Here is a 17,353-nt window from a genome sequence, read left to right as displayed (position 1 = left end):
CGTCAATCGGGCATGCGCGCGGTGCACGCCTCGCGCACCACAGCAGCCACAGCCGGTAACGCATCGAACAAATAAAAATGTCCGCCGGGAAACGTCTGTTGCTGCAACGGAAAGATGGTTTCGTCTTGCCAAGTAGCCATGGCATGACACGCCGGGTCATCCCCACCCCGCAGCGCAACAACCGGCACGGGTACCGGGACCGCGCGCTCGCGCCGGTCGGGCGTAAGCGCGTACTGCGGGGCATGCTCCAGTAAGCGCATGTCGTGGCGCAATATCGTCTCGAAGTAGGACCGATACTCGGCATCCTGAAGCAGCACTTCGGGCACGCCGCCGTAAGCACGCACCTCATCCCAGAACGCATCGCTGGAGAGTGCGGCCACGTTCCTGACCCGGTAGGCTGACGGCGCCACGGCACCCGAGGCAAAAAACAACGACGGCAACGACAAACCACTGCGTCGGCGGTCGCGCAACAAAGCCATACCCAGATGGGCGCCCAGGCTATGCCCGAACAAGACCCAGGGCTGCCCGTCCAGCTCCCCAAGTTGCCGGTTGATGTCGGCCAAGGCCGCCGCGATATCCGTGACAAAGGGTTCGCGCGCGCGCTTGCCCCGGCCAGGTAATTCGAGGCAACGTACCGCGAAATCTGCATTAAGTGTTGCGGCAAGCGGCGCGTACTGATAAGCCGCAGCACCCGCATGCGGCAACACAATCAGCAACGGCAAATCGCGACGACACAAGTCTTCAGACATAAGGGCTCACGCATCCTTGAAAGCCTCTGAGCATACTATGAAGCGCCCTTCTTGCCGCGTAAGAACGCCGTTTTATCGCCGCCGCACTGTCATTGGCGCCAGCCGCCTGAATCCGGTAACGCCACGCCCCAAGGCGCGCATCAAAAGCTTCTTACCCACGCTTCTACCACTCTCAATAATAGTCCAACCAGTCGTTTTATTAGGAAAAACCCCAATCACTTATTCTATATAAAACTATTGACCTGAAAAACTGACTATAGCTATTATTCGACCAACTAGACTATTAATAGAAAAAAGCCGGAGCACGCCAAGATGAAAATTCAGGAAAAATGGATTCGCGCATTCGAAATCATGTTTCGCAAATGCAAGGTCGAAACCGGCGAAATTGTCCGCTTGCTGACCGAAACCGAAAGCCGCAGTATCAATGTTCAACTGGCCGAACTGGCCCTGGCGCGCATGGGCGCCATCCCAGTACAAATCACCGTTCCGTCGCTGGCCATCAACACGCCTGTCCCCGTGCGATCCACGGGTGCGTCACATGTCATTCAAAACATGGCGCCCGTCATCCAGGCCTTGTCGGGACCAGGCCTCGTCGTCGACCTCACGGTCGAGGGCCTGCTGCACTCGCCCGAGCTGCCCGGCATTCTGGGTTCAGGTGCACGCGTACTCATGGTCAGCAACGAGCACCCCGAAACACTCGAACGCCTGACCACCGACCAGGACCTGACTGCCGCCGTAAAAAAAGGCGTCAAGATGCTGGCCAATGCCAAAGTCATGACGGTCACATCAGCTGCGGGCACCCACCTGACCATCGACCTGAATCACGCCAAAGTGGGGGGCGTCTGGGGGGGCGCCGACCGACCCGGTCTGGTACAGCACTGGCCTGGCGGCATCTGCCTGGCTTTCCCAGCAGCCAACACCGTCAACGGCACGCTGGTCATGGACATCGGCGACGTCAACCTGACCTTCAAGCGTTACCTCGAACAACCCGTGACGCTGCACATTGAAAATGACTATGTCGCGCGCATCGAGGGCAAAAACCTCGACGCCGAACTGATGCGCAGCTACATGGCGGCCTGGCAAGATCGCGACGCGTATGCCGTCAGTCATGTCGGGTGGGGCATGAACCCGCAAGCCCGCTGGGACGCCCTGCAAATGTTCGACAAAGCCGACACCAACGGCACAGAACTTCGGGCATTTGCAGGCAACTTCCTGTATTCGACCGGCGCGAACGATGTCGCCGGACGCCACACCCTGGGCCACTTCGATCTGCCCATGCGCCACTGCACAGTGGCCCTGGACGGCATCACCGTGGTCGACCAAGGCCAACTTTGCAACGACGTTTTCCAATGAACATGACGCCTACCTGGCTGGCCGCAGGCCATGGCAACACGCCATTGGTACTTTTGCACGGCATGGGCTCGACGGCCGAAGTCTGGCTGCCCCAACTCAATCACTTTGGTCGCCATCGACACACCATCGCGTGGACGGCCCCCGGCTACGGGCCCTCACCCGCCTTGCCCATGCTCGGCTGGCCCGAGCTGGCCGACGCACTGGCCGACATGCTGGATGCGTCAGGCATTTCAAAGGCGATCGTGCTCGGTCATTCGATTGGCGGCATGGTTGCACAGGCTTTCTACCACCAATACCCCCATCGGGTTGCCGGACTCATTCTGTCGGCGACCAGCGCAGGGTTTGGCAGCACCGATCCGCAATGGAAAGAAGACTTCCTGCGACAGCGCACCGAACCCATGACTCGCTACCACAGCTTTGCCCAGGCCGCCCCCGACATGCTGGCCAGCTTCATGGGGCCAGACATCTCCACTCACATGCGGCAGTTGGCCGAAATCAGCGCCGCCAACATCGAAAAAAGCCGTTATATCGACTACATGCGCCTGCTGGTCACATTCGACTACAAAGACCGCCTGCCCGACATTGCTGTGCCCACACTCTTGTTGGCGGGTGAACTCGACACCCAGGCGCCGCCCAAAGGCATGCAACGCATGGCCGACGCCATTCCGGGTGCCCGCCTTGAAACACTGCCCGGCACCAAACACATGGCCAACCTCGAGAACCCGGCACAGTTCAATCAGGTCGTCGACACCTTTCTGACACGGTTCGCGTAAGCACGCCCAAAACACACATACCTACCGCAATTACTGGATACCAACATGGATAGCAGCTACCTCGCCGAATACGCTCACTCTGCCGACAGCAATGCCCACTTTCATGGCCTGCCCCTGACTGACGAGCAAAAACACCTTATCGCTAAAGTCGACGAATACGGCGTCAAATGGGCCGAACGTGCTTTTAAACACGACCGTGAAGCCAGTTTCCCCACAGAAAACTACGAAGACCTGAAAGCCATGGGCTTTTTGGGGTTGTGCGTACCCAAACGCCTGGGCGGCCTGGGCGCCGACTATCGCACCTACACGCTGGTGGCCAGCCGTATTGCCTATTACTGCGGCAATACAGCCAACACCTTCAATATGCATAATGCCAACGCCCTCTGGACGGCCGACATGATCGACGCCATGGACCTGACCGATGCCGAGCGCGAATCGCACGAACACAACCGGGCGATTCATTACGGCAACATGATCAATGGCAGCATCTATTCGCAACCATTTTCAGAAGGCAGTGGCGCCGCCGCCGGCAAGCACCCCTTTGGCACCACGGCCACCCGCAGCGACAGCGGCTGGGTGCTCAATGGCAAGAAAATTTTCGCGTCATTGTCAGGCCATGCCAATTACTACGGCGTCTTGTGTACCGAAGACGTGCCCAATGCCACCTTGGCCGACACGCTGTTCATCGCCATCCCGGCCGATGCACCTGGTGTTTCGGTGGTCGGCGACTGGGATCCTCTGGGCATGCGAGGCACTGTCTCGCGCACGCTTATTTTCAAAGATGTGCATGTACCCGACACCGCCCAACTGATGCCCCGAGGCATCTACATCAAAGCGGCATCGCAGTATCCGCACATGTTCATGACGCTCACCCCCACTTATATGGGTGTTGCTCAGGCCGCTTTCGACTTTTCTGTAGCCTATCTGCGGGGCGATGTCGCCGGCGTCAACGTCAAACGCCGCATGTATCCCACCAAACAACACGCCATCGCCGAGATGTATATCAAGCTGCAACAGGCCTGGGCCTTGTTCCATCGTGTCACATCCGAGTTCAAGCGCCGACCCAGCCGCGAAGAACGCTCACGCGCCTATGCCTGCCAGTACACAGTTATGGAATACTGTGCCGAGATATGCGCCATGGCGGTCCGCGTTTGCGGTGGCCAGGCCATGCTGAAGACATTCCCCCTCGAGCGCCTGTACCGCGATAGCCGGTGTGGCGCGCTGATGCTGCCCTGGACAGCCGAAATCTGTATAGACCGCCTGGGCTACGGACTTTTATACAAGGAAGGCGAACGTGATGACGACTAATCAGAAACCGGAACTGCGTCAGGCATTTGGCCGGTTTGCCACCGGCATCGCCGTCATTACGATGCTGGCTGAAGACGGCCAGCCCTATGGCCTGACAATCAATTCATTCTCGAGTGTGTCGATGTCGCCGCCGATGATCAGCTGGAACGTTGTACGCGGCACAACGGCACACCAGGTCATCAGCCGCCAGGGCCGCTTCGTCGTGAACATTCTGGCGCGCGACCAGCGTCATGTGGCCCAGCAAATGACGGGCCCCATCGAAGGGCGCTTCCAGGGCATTGCGTTCACACCGTCGGCATATGGCCTCCCTGTCATTGACGGCGCACTGGCGACTTTCGAGTGCGACACCCACACGTTGGTCCAGGCCGGCGATCACGACATTATTTTGGGTCTTGTCGAGCATTTCAGCCACCGCGACGGCCCGCCATTGGTGTACTGGCAAGGTCGATACGCTACCGCCACCCACGAACAATAAGACAGCAGGCTCACCCACCCCAACCTGACAGACCGCAGTCGTCTGGCGCTGATTCAACCCGATCAACGTAGTACAACAACCCGGAGACACCTCATGCAACTTAAAAAAACATTGTTTGCCCTGATTGCCGGTCTGGCTTTTGCCGCATCGGCACACGCCCAGCTTAAAGTCGGCGTCGTTTCGTCGGCCACCGGCCCGGTATCGCTCATCGGCATTCCGCAGAAGAACACCGTGCCCCTCATGCCCAAAGAGATCGGCGGCCAGAAAGTCGAATACATCACATTCGACGACGGCAGCGATCCATCCAACACCGTCACCGTTGTCAAAAAGCTAATCTCGGAAGAGAAAATCGATGTGCTGGTCGGGCCGTCAAGCTCACCCAATGCCATGGCCATTCTTGACTTCGTCGCCGAAGCCAAGCTGCCCACATTGGCCCCCGTCGGTACCATCGCCATCGTCCTGCCCATGGACGAAAAACGTCGCTGGGTATTTAAAACCACGCAAAACGACGGCCTGGTTGCCGACAAACTGTTCGACCACATGAAAGCCAATGGGGTCAAAACCATCGGCTTTATTGGCACCGGCGATACGTTCGGCGAGACCTGGTTCAAGGTGGCCTCCGATGCGGCCAAAGCGCGCGGCATCGAAATCATTGCCAACGAACGTTTCAAGCGGCCCGATACATCGGTCACGGGCCAAGCATTGCGTATTTTGTCGGCCAAACCCGACGCCGTGCTGGTCGCGGCCCCGGGCGGGCCAGCAGTATTGCCGCAAGTCACGCTCACCGACATGAACTACAAAGGTCCCTTCTACCAGACCCACGGTGCGGCACTAAACGAGTTCATCAAACTGGGCGGTAAAAAAATCGAAGGCACCATTCTGGGTGGCAGCGTCATGCTTGTACCCAACGACGTGCCCGACAGCAACCCCGCCAAGAAAGTGGCACTTGACTACATCAATGCCTATAAAGCCATGCACGGCACCGAACCCGCCACATTTGGCGGCAACATGATGGATGCAGGCATTTTGCTGGAAAAGGCTGTGCCCGAGGCACTCAAAGTCGCAAAACCCGGCACCGAAGCCTTCCGGGTCGCTCTGCGCGACGCGCTTGAAAACATCAAAGAAGTCCCCGGCACCCAGGGCATTTACAACATGACGCCCCAGGACCATAGCGGTTTTGACCATCGCGGCGTCGAACTGGTGACGGTTAAAGACGGCACCTGGGCACTGGCCAAATAAGGCCTTGCGGGCGGCTATCCGGTCGCCCGCCATTTCATTAGCTTTCAGCTCACCGGTCGGCCAACCCATGGCCGGCCGGAGCTGGTCGTATCTTGCAGGTTTCCGAATGACCCAAAACACCCCAGAGTTTGCCTTGCGATGCACCGCCTATGGCAACCCGCCGGCCATCGACATTGTTACCGCCGAGACCCCCGCCCTAGGCCCATCTGACGTACGCATTGCCGTTGAATGTGCCGCGTTCAACTTTACCGATCATTTGCTGGTGCAGGGGCGTTATCAAGACAAGCCCAACCTGCCCTTTACCCCCGGCCTGGATGCCGCCGGAAAAATCATCGAAGTTGGTAGCGAGGTGCGCGGTTTCAAGCCCGGCGACGCGGTGGTCTCCAGCGGAGTTGTAGGGGCATGGGCCGCGCGCCTGATCGCCCCCGCCCACCGCCTGGTTCATATCCCTGCCGGCCTGGCGCCCGCCGACGCGGTGGCCTCCATCAACTCGCACCTTACGGCCTATCATGGCCTGATAGACCGCGCGGGCCTGACCGCCGGTGACCGCGTGGTCGTGTTCGGCGCCAATGGGGCGGTAGGCAAAGCGTGTGTGCAAATTGCCTGTCATGCCGGCGCCCAGGTGTATACCGTTACGCGCACCCCAAACGGCCTGCTGCTAGAAGACACCGCCCGCCAGAAACATATCACCGTCACGCCTGACACGCTAAAAGAAGGGCTGCGCGAACTGCTGGGCAAGGCGGGCGCAGACATCGTCGTTGACCCAGTTGGCGACTTTTACACCGAGGCCGGTGTGCGTAACCTGGCTTGGCGTGGGCGTTTGCTGGTCATCGGCTTTGCCGCCGGCGATATCCCAAAAGTACCCACCAATTTGCTGCTGCTCAAGGGCGCCTCAGTCGTCGGCGTTTACTGTGGCGGGCTGCTTGTTCAAGAAACATCGGCATTCACGCAGCAAATGGCGCAAATGTTCGGCCTCATGGCGCAGGGCACGCTCACGCCGTCACCGCACGAAACCTGGCCGGCCCAATCGTTTACGGACATCTGGGAACGTTTCTCTTCCGCACCGCGCGGCACCAAAGTTCTACTGGGGTTCAGCACCCCCTGATTACGGATACTGCAGCATGAGTCGTCATATTCCAGAAACCATTCAAGCCATCGAACCTCTGCGCCCCGACGCCCCCTTTCGCGACGTGGACTTTGCTCCCATCGACATTCAACTGACAACGCGGCCTGACGGATCGCTAATTCTGTCTAACCGGCTAGCCCTGGCCGCGCTGCCCGTACAACAAATTGGCGAGTATCTGCATCGTTATGCCGCAGAACGCCCCAATCAAACTTTTTTGGCCGAACCCGGCCCAGACGGCCAATGGCAACACTTGACCTACGCCCAAGCCTTGGCAAAAGCCAACGCCGTTTCGCAATGGCTGCTAGACCAGCAATTGCCCGCTGAGCGACCTATTCTGATTCTGAGTGAGAACAGTATTAACCAGGCCATACTGCAATTTGCCGCCATGCAAATCGGCGTGCCGGTCATGCCGGTTTCACCGGCCTACAGCCTGATGTCCGAGGCCTGCGGGAAAATTGCCGATCTGTCACAACGATTTTTGCCATCGCTGATCTATGCCAGCGATAGTCAGCGGTTTGCCAAAGCCCTGGCCGTGGCACGAGCCCACAGCCCCAACGCACGCTGGCTTTGCGACGACACTGTCAATGCTGACGCTGTACCCTTTGACCAGGCCGTTGCAACCACCCCAACCCACGCTGTTGAAGAGGCCTTCGGGCGGGTGGGGCACGACACCATCGCTCGCCTGCTCTTGACGTCCGGCTCTACCGGCAGCCCCAAAGCAGTCATCATGACCCAGCGCAACATCATTGCCTCGGGCGTGCTGTGGGATCAAGTCTGGCCTTTCCTGGCCAAAGAGCCGCTGGTGATGGTCGACTGGTTACCCTGGAACCACACTGCCGGCGCCCATGGTGCGCTGGCCATGGTGCTGCGCCATGGCGGCACGCTTTACCTTGACGATGGCAAGCCCGTGCCGCACTTGATTGGCCGCACAGTACAACACCTGCGCGACATCAAACCCAATGTCATGACCAATGTGCCCCGCGGTCTGGATATGCTGGTCGCCGCTATGGAAGACGACCCAGCCATTGCCAAAGATATCTTCGCTCGCCTGAACGCCATAGTTTACGGTGGCGCATCGCTGGCGCCGAATACGTTGCTCAAGCTCGAGCAGCTGAGCGCCCAGGCTACCGGGCAGCGTATTACGGTCTCGTCATCGCTAGGCTCAACCGAAACTACCATGCCCGCCACCCTGATCTGGTGGCCACCCAAAGTACTCGGCACCCTGGGTTTGCCTGCGCCTGGCGTCGAGGCAAAGCTTGTTCCCTTGGGTGATCGGTACGAAATCAGGTTTCGCGGCCCCAGCATTACACGCGGCTACTACAACGACGACAACGCCAACCAGAAAAGCTACGACGACGAGGGCTTTATGCTGACCGGAGATGCCGTCGTCTTTGCGGATGATGACCACCCGGAAGAAGGGCTTTTCTATGCCGGACGCTTATCTGAAAACTTCAAGCTGGCTACCGGCACCTGGGTCTCTGTCGCCACTGTACGCGGCAACCTGCTGCCCCAATTGCACCCTTATGTCACCGACGCCGTCCTGACCGGTCACGATCGCGACGAACTGGGCGCCCTGCTCTTTTTAAATACTTCGCAAATCCGCAAGCGTCTGGCCGGGGCAACAGACCTTGACGATGCAGCGCTGACGCAGTTTCAGCCGTTGCAAAATATCATTCATGAGGGCATCGAACGCCACAACCGCAACTTCCCTGGCAGCAGTACCCGGATTATGCGCGCCCTGCTGCTCGACAGCCCGCCCAGCATCGACGACAACGAAATCACCGACAAAGGCTATATCAACCAGTCAGGCGTCCTCAAGAAACGGGCCGATGCGGTTAAACGCCTGTACAACGTCCAGACGTCGTGTGAAGACTGCCTGATCATCAACACCTGATCGCCCATCGGAAGACCTTATGACCCAAGCCATTCGCCTGTACGGCACACCGCTAAGCAACTACTACAACAAGGTAAAAATAGCCCTGCTGGAGCAAAACCGGCCGTTTGAAGAGATACTTGTACGGCCTACCGATCGCTGGCCCGAGGGTAGTCCGACCGGAAAAGTCCCCTACCTGGAAACACCAGACGGGTGCCTCGTCTTCGAGTCACAAGCCATCATCGAGCACTTGGAAGAAACGCGTGGACAAGCGCCCAGCCTTTACCCCGTCGACGCAATCGAGCGGGCGCGCTGTCGCGAACTGATCAGCTACCTGGAGCTTTACCTTGAACTACCCGCCAGAAGACTTTATGGCGCCGCCTTCTGGGGCGGCACGCTGGCCCCAGGCCTGGCCCAAGAAGTCACTGCAGATGTCGCACGCGGGCTTGTCTATCTGGCACGCCGCGCCGATTTTTTACCGTGGCTATGCGGCCATGACTTTACCCATGCTGACGCCGCCGCCTGGGCGCACTTTGCCACCATGCAACGTGCCCTACAGTTCGTTGGCGCCGCCAGCCTCTTGCAAGACGTGCTGCCGCCCCTGGCCGACTACCTCGAAAAATTGCTCAATCGAGCCAGCATCCAACGCACACAAGCCGACCTGCGGGTAGAATTTCGCCAACGATTTGGCAAAGCATCTCCTGCTTGAACGGACACGCACATGGCACGCACACGCGCACTGGATTACGAAGACCGAAAAAAAGATATCCTTAAGGCAGCAGCAATTCTGTTCGCACGCCAAGGCTACAGCGAAACGCTGCTCGAAGATATCGCCACCCAATGCGGTGTAAAAAAATCTTCGCTTTACCATTACCATCGCTCAAAGCACGCCATTCTGCATGGCCTGATCACCTGGAAAATCGAAGACCTGGCCTGGAAAGTCGATGCGGCCATTGAGGCCGAGCACACCCCCGAGGCAAAGTTTAGGGCCCTGACCACAACGCTGGTCAATGAATATATTCGTGTCCCCGAAGAAATGACGGTGCTGATTACCCAGATGCGTTACTTAAACAAAACCGCGATGCGCTCGGTCATTGTTATTCAAGAACGCATCATCAACCGGGCAGTGCTGCTGATACAGTCGCTACGGCCCGACGTTGAAATCACCCGCAAAAAAATCACCGCCATGGCCATGCTGTATTTCGGCATGACCAACTGGATCCCCGTCTGGTACAAGCCGTCGGGCTCGATCAAGCCCGCCGATTTATCCGCGATGATTGCCGATACCTTCCTGAACGGCGTGCGCCAGCTTGCCATCGAGTAAAGCCAGCCTGCGGTGGACATAGGCCAGGTTATCGGACAAAGCATGCGGCTTAAAGCCTAGCGCCTGCAACTTCCGGCAAGCCAGCGCCGAGTATTGCGGACGCCGCGCCCGAACGGGATAGTCATCGGTCGTAATCGGTTGCAGCCGGTGCGGCACACCTGCCAAAATAGCGCCGGCAAATTCAAACCATGACACCACCTCGCGGCCGGCAAAGTGGTAAATACCGCCGGGTATCGCATCGCGACCGGCGAGCCCAATAAGGACATCGGCCAGATCACCCGCGTAGGTAGGTGACCCCACCTGGTCGTTAACCACCGTCAGCAGTTTGTCTTGTGCTGCCAGTGCCAAGATAGTCTTGACGAAATTCTTGCCATACTCGCTGAATAGCCAGGCGGTTCGCACCACGATCGCGTCGGGGTTGGCGGCAAGCACCGCCAGTTCACCCGCCCTCTTCGACTGCCCATACACGCCCAGGGGCGCCGGCGTATCGTCTTCTGTATAGGGCGCTTGATGCGTGCCATCAAACACATAATCTGTCGACACATGGAAAAAGCGAGCGCCGCAACCGCGTGCCGCTCGAGCCATATGCTCGGGGCCCTGGGCATTGACGGCATAAGCACGATCCGTGTCCGATTCTGCGGCGTCTACTGCGTTATAAGACGAAGCATTGATAAGCACATCTGGCGTAAACGAGGCCACGACGTCGGCAACCTGGGCCACCTGAGTAATATCGACCTGGGCCGACGTGGGCGCATGAATATGCCAATGCGCTGGCGCACGGTCTTGCAAACAACGCCCCAACTGCCCGGCGCCGCCGAATATCAACACTCTCAAAAAACACTCCCTAGTTCACACAACGCCGACAACACCAAACCTTGTCTGTCTTTGTCGGAAACCACCGGGTCGGATACCGGCCAGTCAATACCCAGTGCCGGATCATCCCAACGCAGGCAGACTTCGTCGCCAGGCTGATAAAAATCAGTACATTTATATTCGACCAAGGCGTCTTCAGACACCACGACAAAACCGTGAGCATAGCCTGGCGGCACCCATAGCTGAGTAAAGCCGCGCGCCGACATCGCCACCATTTGCACCTGACCAAATTGCGGCGAACTGCGCCGGACGTCGACAGTGACATCGACGATTTCGCCCTGCACCACACGCACCAGCTTACCCTGAGGGTGCTTAAGCTGATAGTGCAAGCCACGCACGACATGCCTGGCAGAGTAGCTGCAATTATCTTGCACAAACGGCCTATACCCAGGCAACTGGGCCTCATACCGACGCGCCTGGAATGTCTCGAGAAAATACCCCCGAGCATCGCGATGCACGTCCAGCGTAATGAGCTTGACGTCTTGAAGTGCGGTGTCGGAAATCTTCATTGGCCTGCGGCCCCCATCATTATGCAATTGCTCCTACAATCTAACATCAAATTTTGCCGCTCCCGTACGCATATGCCCTTAAAAGATCTGCGCAATCTCATCATTCTCAGCATCATCTGGAGCGGATCATTTCTGTTCATGCTGCTGTCCATTCACGAAGTCGGGCCTATGCCCCTCATCGAGATTCGCGCTTTTGCCGGCGGGGCGTTCCTGATGATGCTGGTCATTGCATTAGGCAAAATGCCCAGTCTCATTCAAAACTGGCGCACTATCAGTGTGGCAGGCCTGTTCAACTCGGCCTTTCCGTTTTTAATGCTGGCTTACGCCGCACAGCATCTCACCTCGGGCCTATTGGCTATTCTTAATGCCATGACACCCTTGTTTGGTGGGCTGATCGCCCGCGTATGGCTAAAAGAACGCATGACCGCACCGCGCATCGGTGGCCTTGTTCTGGGCTTCACCGGCATTCTTATTCTGGTGTCAGACGACCTGCAGTCCAGTTCGGGCGCCACCCATTTGCTGCCGGTTATCGCCGGGCTGGGCGCCCCGCTATGCTACGCAATTGCCGCGTGTTACTCGGGGCTGTACCTTAAAACGGTCGACCCTATGGCCAGTGCCGCAGGCAGCGTTGGCACCACGGCCCTCATTTTCATGCCGTTCGCCCTGTTTACCTGGCCTGATTCGGCCCAGGTATCGGTAACCGCCTGGTCGGCCGCCATCGCTCTGGGTGTGCTATGTACAGGATTGGCTTACGTACTGCTGTTCAGGCTACTTGCCAGCGTCGGCCCAACCAAAACCATTACCGTCACCTTTTTGGTGCCACCCATGGGCGTGATGTGGGGCGTGATATTTTTGGGTGAACCCCTAACGCCCGCCATTGTAGTGGGCGCCTGCGTGGTACTGGCCGGCACCTTTTTGGCCACCGGCGTGCGGTTGCGCAGCACCCAAAAAAACTAAATCGGTGTGCCGCGCGCCTGCAGCGCTTTACCCAGCATCCAGGCCATGGCAATGCCAGCCAACGAAAACAGCCCCGTCACCACCCATGTCATTTGCCAGCCCCCGGCCAGCGTAGCCACCCAAGCCACGATGGGCGGGCCAATAAACTGGCCCAGCGCGGTGCATTGCTGCATCCAGCCTACTGACGTGGATGTGGTCTGGCGCGAAGGCGCCAGCTGAATCACCAGGTAAAACAACGTCGCCGGAATCAGCCCACCAACGGCCGAGAACAAAAAGACCATGACCAACTGAACCGGGGTTGAAATATTTAAGGCAAATGCCACAAACGAACACAGCCCCATGGTGATGAAGCCCGTGGCAATGAGCGTTTGCGGCTGCAGACCTTTGTGCAACAAACGGCCGCCCCAAAAGTTACCCAACGCATTGCTGCCGCCCACAATGGCGGTCATGAAGCCGGCCGTTGTGCCGGAAAAGCCCTCGACGACGTAGATAGAGGGCAAGAAGCCCACCACGGCCATCCATTGCGACGAGTACGCCAAAAAGCTTAACGCCACCAGCCAGACATTTCGGGAGGACAAGGTTTGGCAGACGATACTCCAGGCACGCGGAGGAGGCGCGGCAGCCGCGTCTGTGGCCGCCGCGCTGCGATACACCGCATCGGACGGCACGCGTGACCACACCAGCCACCAAATAGCGCCTGTAAGCACTGCCAGTAGCCACCACAATACCTGCCAGTGCGAAAAACTGAGCAACCACGAGCCGAAGATCAAGACAATAATGGTGGCAAAGGGCACATAACACCCCCAAAGCCCAAGCAAGCGACTTAAATAGGCCGGTTCGACCAAGCGCCGAATAAGCCCGGGTGCGGGCATGACCACCATCAGGAACCCGAGTCCCTCGAGGGCCCGGAACAACAACAGGGCCGTTTTACTGTCGAACAACGGGCCCAACGCAGAGCTGGCCGTCAGCAACGACAGACCCAGCAAAATGCAACGGCGCAGGCCAACTTTCTCGGCCACCAGCCCGATCATCAAACCCAGGCTCATGCCGCCCATTTGCACCAGCGACAGCAAAAAGCCCGACTCGACCAATGTCATGCCCAGCTGACGTTGCAGCTCGGGCAGCGCCGGCGGCAGCTTCCAGACGTGCAAGGCCGCACACACCCCGGCCACAAACACAATGTAGGCAAACGTATTAGAGGTAACCGGCCCCCGGGAAGCAACTGAAGACATGAAAAACAACCCGCGAATTTGAAAAGACAAGCGTTAAGTGACGGCATTAAAGCACACTGTAAGCGCATCAGTGCTATGGTATGCCATCGCTACAAATATTGTGGCACACTGCTTTTCAACGCGCCCGCTAACCGCCTAAGCCGCACCACCCGTCTTGTATTTCAGGTTGCCATGTCGACACACCCAGATGCTGCACAACCGCCTTCAACCGCTCAGCCCGAAGGCACCATCCGCTCAAAGTTGCTGCTTGTATTTGCGATCTGTTTTATCTCCATCAACCTGCGCTCGGCGCTCATCAGTGTCGGGCCGGTAGTCGAGTCCATCCGCCATAGCCTGTCGCTGTCGGGCACCATGGTCGGCCTGCTCCTCACCTTACCGGTGCTTTGCTTTGGCGCTTTCGCCCCCTTTGTTCCTCGTTTGCAGCGCTATCGCTCGTCAGAACAACTGGTCACGCTCGCACTGATCGTATTGTGCGTGGGCGTCGCACTCCGAAGCCTGTTCGGCACATTCGGGTTGTTTGCGGGCACACTAGTGTCCGGTGCGGCCATCAGCGTAGTCATGGTCATGCTGCCCAGCTTAATCAAAAAGAACTTTGCCACACAAGCAGGTGCCATGATGGGGCTTTATTCAACCGCCCTGTGCTTGGGGGCTACGGTCGCCGCCGCGTTCACGGTGCCCGTCGAGTCCATACCCGGCAGCGACTGGCGCTGGGCCCTGGCGTTCTGGAACTTGCCTTTGTTTGTCGCCATTGCGCTGTGGCTACCCTATTCAAAGGCGGGCAAGGCCAACCCGCTCGCCGCCACAGTCAAACTACCCAAGCTACGCAGCAACGCGCTGGCCTGGCAGGTATCTTTGTTCATGGGCATACAGTCGTCCATCGCCTACTGTGTATTTGGCTGGTTGCCCGTCATTCTGGTCGATCGCGGCCTTACGCCCCTGGCCGCTGGTTTCATGCTGTCTATTTGCATGGGCGTTCAGGTCGTCACTTCGCTATCGGCGCCCTGGCTGGCCACCCGAAGCAAAGATCAGCGCAGCACCATCGCGCTTATGCTGGCGCTGTCGGTTGTTGGCCTCATGACCACCATATACGCGCCCCTGGAAACCATGTGGCTATGGTCAACTATTTTAGGCTTGGGGCTGGGCGGGGTGTTTAGCATGGCACTGGCCTTGCTGGTATTACGCGCCCCCAACCCCCAGGTCGCTGCATCGCTATCGGGTATGGCCCAAGGGGTAGGCTACACCGTCGCCGCAACCGGCCCCATTATTGTGGGTGTGCTGCACGAACTCACCGGCAACTGGCACGCAGTTGCCGTGTTTTATCTGGTGCTGGCAACCGGTTCGTTCACATTTGGCATGGGTGCCGGGCGCAATCTTTATATCAAGCCAGACCCAAAGTCTTAAGCGCTACCGAGGTGTCCAACGCCTGAGCCCGATCAACCAACACCTTGTCGGCAATCAGGCGACGCGAGGCCAAGTGATCGGCCGGCGAGTTAATGGACTCGGCACACGTCAGGCGGTCGCCTTCAAAATACAGCACCGAAAACTTGCCGTCGGCCGGGTTACCGCGGACCGCACGTTCATTCGCGGCATCTGGCAGACCTGCAATCTGAATACGGGTCGCCCCCTGATCTGACCAGAACCACGGCATCGCCGTGTACGGCGCCGGGTCACCCAAAATGCTGCGCGCAGCGCATCGGGCCTGATCATTGGCATTTTGAACGGACTCCAGACGCACCCGACGCCCCAGCATGGCCGACGGAAACGCAGTGCAGTCGCCAATCGCATATACGGCCGGGTCACTGGTTTGCATAAATTCGTTGACCATAATGCCGTTATCGCAATCCAACCCGGCCGCTTGGGCGAGTTCGACATTAGGTACCGCGCCCACACCAACCACGACGACATCGGCAGCGAAGAAGCGGTCGCCCACCCAGGCGCCCTTGACCACGCCGTCCAGCGTTTCGAGGCGATCGGCACGACAACCCAGCTCGATGGCTATGCCGTTGGCACGATGGGTGCTCAGCAAATAATCGGAGATTTCGGGAGAGGCCGAACGGCCAAGCAAGCGATCGGCAGCTTCGAGGACCGTTACATGCTTGCCCAACGCCGACGCCGTAGCGGCCAGCTCGAGCCCGATAAAGCCGCCGCCAAACACCAGGACATTACTGGCCGTGCCAATCTGGTCGCGCAGCCGCTGTGCGTCGTCGATGGTGCGTAAGGTGAAGACATTACTGAACTCGCCCTCGAACAGGGGCAGCATCCGTGCACGCGTACCCGTGGCCAACACCAGAACATCATACGGGAACGTATCGCCCGAATTGACCGTGACCTGTTGCACCTCGCGGTCGATGGCAGTGACACACGTATTAACGTGGACATTAATGCCGTTATCAGCATAAAAACTGCCCGGCCGCAGCCACGCCGGTTGTGGGTTTTCGTCTTTGATGAAGGTTTTTGACAGGGGCGGCCGCTGATACGGCAAATAGCCTTCTTCAGTGATCAGGGTCAGCTTTACCGACGGGTCGGCTTCAAGGACGGATGCACAAAACTGGGCTGCGGCATGCCCGCCCCCAACAACAACGATATTCTTCAAAACGGGATCATCCTTCAGGTTGACGTAATGGCTTTAGGGCCTTTTTCTTTGATGTAGGCCTGGGTTGCCTTTTCGACATTGGGCAAATTGCCGTGCACGCGCAGCAGCAAGCCCATGAATGTCTGGGCCTCGGCGTCGGACAAGCATGACAGCAACACACGCTGGCGCTCGAGCGCCACAGCCTTGATTTCGTCGTGCTTGGCGCGGCCGGCCGGCGTTAAAGTAGCATAACGCACCCGGCCATCATCGGGGTCGACCGAAAACGTGATGAAGCCCTTTTCGTACATGGTTTTGAAGCAGCGGCTGACCGAGCCCTTGTCCATACCAATGAGCTTGCACACCATATTGACCGACACTTTCTCTTCGAGCGCCAGCATGACCAGCACCCGCCAGACCTCGATGCCGACCCCGTAGTACTTGCGATAAACCGCGGCAGCGCCGCTGGCCAGCTTGGTGGCGGTAAACGTCAGGTAGGCCGGCACATACTGTTCAAGGTCAATACCGCCTGTCGGGTTCTCGGGCTCCAGCGGCGGCTGCACTGGCCGCGCCACCGCCCGTGTCAAGGGTGTGCGCTTACCACGCCCACCCGTTGGCGTTGCCGTCGAAACCGAACTTTTTGCCTTGGCCATATGCCGTAAACCCGCGTTATTGCTGTGTTTCGGGCAAGTGTACCGTGATCGTGTCGCAGTCGTCTTTAATTACCAGTTGGCAACTGAGTCGGCTGGTGGGCTTGAGCGGACTGGTCGTGCACTCGAGCATTTCCTGCTCGGGTGCATTGGCCGCATCGAACTTACCCATGTCATTTTCATCGACATACACATGGCAGGTCGCGCACATGGCCGACCCACCGCACTCACCCACAATACCGACCACGCCACCATTGACAGCCGCCTGCATCAGGTTGACGCCCGGCGAAACATCTATCTCGGTTACCGCGCCGTCGGCGCTTATATATTTAACAACAGCCAC

At 58.4% G+C, this 17,353-nt stretch carries 18 protein-coding genes; 11 read left to right on the top strand and 7 right to left on the bottom strand.

What is annotated here, in order from left to right; translation table 11 throughout:
• Positions 1-2 precede the first annotated feature (2 nt).
• Positions 3-749 carry a thioesterase II family protein gene (locus PuT2_RS10010; protein WP_093970910.1) on the bottom strand — a complete coding sequence of 249 codons (747 nt, stop codon included), beginning with the start codon at positions 747-749 and terminating at the stop codon, positions 3-5.
• Between the two features lie 312 nt (positions 750-1,061).
• Between PuT2_RS10010 and PuT2_RS10005 the strand changes: the two genes are divergently transcribed.
• From PuT2_RS10005 to PuT2_RS09965, 9 genes are all read left to right on the top strand, one after another.
• Positions 1,062-2,102: a peptidase M29 gene (locus PuT2_RS10005; RefSeq protein WP_093970909.1), complete on the top strand. Its 1,041-nt coding sequence runs from the start codon at positions 1,062-1,064 to the stop codon at positions 2,100-2,102.
• Complete coding sequence (locus tag PuT2_RS10000) at positions 2,099-2,875, top strand: alpha/beta fold hydrolase (protein WP_093970908.1); 777 nt, start codon at positions 2,099-2,101, stop codon at positions 2,873-2,875. Before PuT2_RS10005 ends, PuT2_RS10000 begins: the two co-directional genes overlap by 4 nt.
• 45 nt (positions 2,876-2,920) lie before the next feature.
• Entirely contained in the window at positions 2,921-4,183 is a 1,263-nt protein-coding gene (locus PuT2_RS09995; protein WP_093970907.1) for an acyl-CoA dehydrogenase family protein, read from the top strand.
• Positions 4,173-4,658 (top strand): flavin reductase family protein, encoded by a 486-nt coding sequence (locus PuT2_RS09990; protein WP_093970906.1) that lies wholly within the window; start codon positions 4,173-4,175, stop codon positions 4,656-4,658. Before PuT2_RS09995 ends, PuT2_RS09990 begins: the two co-directional genes overlap by 11 nt.
• Before the next feature lie 93 nt (positions 4,659-4,751).
• The gene (locus tag PuT2_RS09985; RefSeq protein ID WP_093970905.1) at positions 4,752-5,897 is read left to right on the top strand and encodes an ABC transporter substrate-binding protein; all 1,146 of its coding nucleotides are present in this window, start codon (positions 4,752-4,754) and stop codon (positions 5,895-5,897) included.
• A gap of 106 nt (positions 5,898-6,003) precedes the next feature.
• A complete protein-coding gene (locus tag PuT2_RS09980) occupies positions 6,004-7,002 on the top strand; it encodes an NADPH:quinone oxidoreductase family protein (protein ID WP_158214032.1) in 999 nt (332 codons plus the stop codon).
• A 16-nt stretch (positions 7,003-7,018) separates the two neighbouring features.
• On the top strand, positions 7,019-8,917 hold the full coding sequence (locus tag PuT2_RS09975) for an AMP-binding protein (protein WP_093970903.1): 1,899 nt from the start codon (positions 7,019-7,021) through the stop codon (positions 8,915-8,917).
• 19 nt (positions 8,918-8,936) lie between these two features.
• Positions 8,937-9,605: a glutathione S-transferase family protein gene (locus PuT2_RS09970; protein ID WP_093970902.1), complete on the top strand. Its 669-nt coding sequence runs from the start codon at positions 8,937-8,939 to the stop codon at positions 9,603-9,605.
• A gap of 12 nt (positions 9,606-9,617) precedes the next feature.
• Positions 9,618-10,220 carry a TetR/AcrR family transcriptional regulator gene (locus tag PuT2_RS09965; RefSeq protein WP_093970901.1) on the top strand — a complete coding sequence of 201 codons (603 nt, stop codon included), beginning with the start codon at positions 9,618-9,620 and terminating at the stop codon, positions 10,218-10,220.
• Here PuT2_RS09965 and rfbD read toward each other — a convergent pair.
• Together rfbD and rfbC are read right to left on the bottom strand one after the other, a co-directional pair.
• Positions 10,161-11,048, bottom strand: coding sequence for a dTDP-4-dehydrorhamnose reductase (gene rfbD, locus PuT2_RS09960; protein WP_233574893.1), 888 nt, complete (start codon positions 11,046-11,048; stop codon positions 10,161-10,163). The two genes, PuT2_RS09965 and rfbD, sit on opposite strands and share 60 nt — an antisense overlap.
• Before the next feature lie 2 nt (positions 11,049-11,050).
• Positions 11,051-11,602 carry a dTDP-4-dehydrorhamnose 3,5-epimerase gene (rfbC, locus tag PuT2_RS09955; protein ID WP_093970899.1) on the bottom strand — a complete coding sequence of 184 codons (552 nt, stop codon included), beginning with the start codon at positions 11,600-11,602 and terminating at the stop codon, positions 11,051-11,053.
• Positions 11,603-11,674: 72 nt separating this feature from the next.
• On the opposite strand from rfbC, the gene PuT2_RS09950 reads away from it, so the two are divergent.
• On the top strand, positions 11,675-12,559 hold the full coding sequence (locus PuT2_RS09950; protein WP_093971015.1) for a DMT family transporter: 885 nt from the start codon (positions 11,675-11,677) through the stop codon (positions 12,557-12,559).
• Here PuT2_RS09950 and PuT2_RS09945 read toward each other — a convergent pair.
• Complete coding sequence (locus PuT2_RS09945) at positions 12,556-13,791, bottom strand: CynX/NimT family MFS transporter (RefSeq protein WP_093971014.1); 1,236 nt, start codon at positions 13,789-13,791, stop codon at positions 12,556-12,558. The genes PuT2_RS09950 and PuT2_RS09945 overlap by 4 nt on opposite strands.
• A gap of 171 nt (positions 13,792-13,962) precedes the next feature.
• Here PuT2_RS09945 and PuT2_RS09940 point away from each other — a divergent pair, with 171 nt between their 5' ends.
• The gene (locus PuT2_RS09940; protein WP_093971013.1) at positions 13,963-15,192 is read left to right on the top strand and encodes an MFS transporter; all 1,230 of its coding nucleotides are present in this window, start codon (positions 13,963-13,965) and stop codon (positions 15,190-15,192) included.
• Here the strand turns inward: PuT2_RS09940 and PuT2_RS09935 are convergent.
• From PuT2_RS09935 to PuT2_RS09925, 3 genes are read right to left on the bottom strand one after another with little or no spacing between them, the layout of a single operon-like run.
• Positions 15,170-16,384, bottom strand: a complete 1,215-nt coding sequence (locus PuT2_RS09935; RefSeq protein ID WP_093970898.1) for an NAD(P)/FAD-dependent oxidoreductase — start codon at positions 16,382-16,384, stop codon at positions 15,170-15,172. The two genes, PuT2_RS09940 and PuT2_RS09935, sit on opposite strands and share 23 nt — an antisense overlap.
• Before the next feature lie 14 nt (positions 16,385-16,398).
• Positions 16,399-17,013, bottom strand: a complete 615-nt coding sequence (locus PuT2_RS09930; RefSeq protein ID WP_093970897.1) for a MarR family winged helix-turn-helix transcriptional regulator — start codon at positions 17,011-17,013, stop codon at positions 16,399-16,401.
• 16 nt (positions 17,014-17,029) lie between these two features.
• Complete coding sequence (locus tag PuT2_RS09925; RefSeq protein WP_093971012.1) at positions 17,030-17,353, bottom strand: 2Fe-2S iron-sulfur cluster-binding protein; 324 nt, start codon at positions 17,351-17,353, stop codon at positions 17,030-17,032.

The organism is Pusillimonas sp. T2, assembly GCF_002236805.1.
Taxonomy (GTDB): Bacteria; Pseudomonadota; Gammaproteobacteria; order Burkholderiales; family Burkholderiaceae_B; genus Neopusillimonas.
This window is presented reverse-complemented; position numbering and strand designations above follow the sequence as displayed.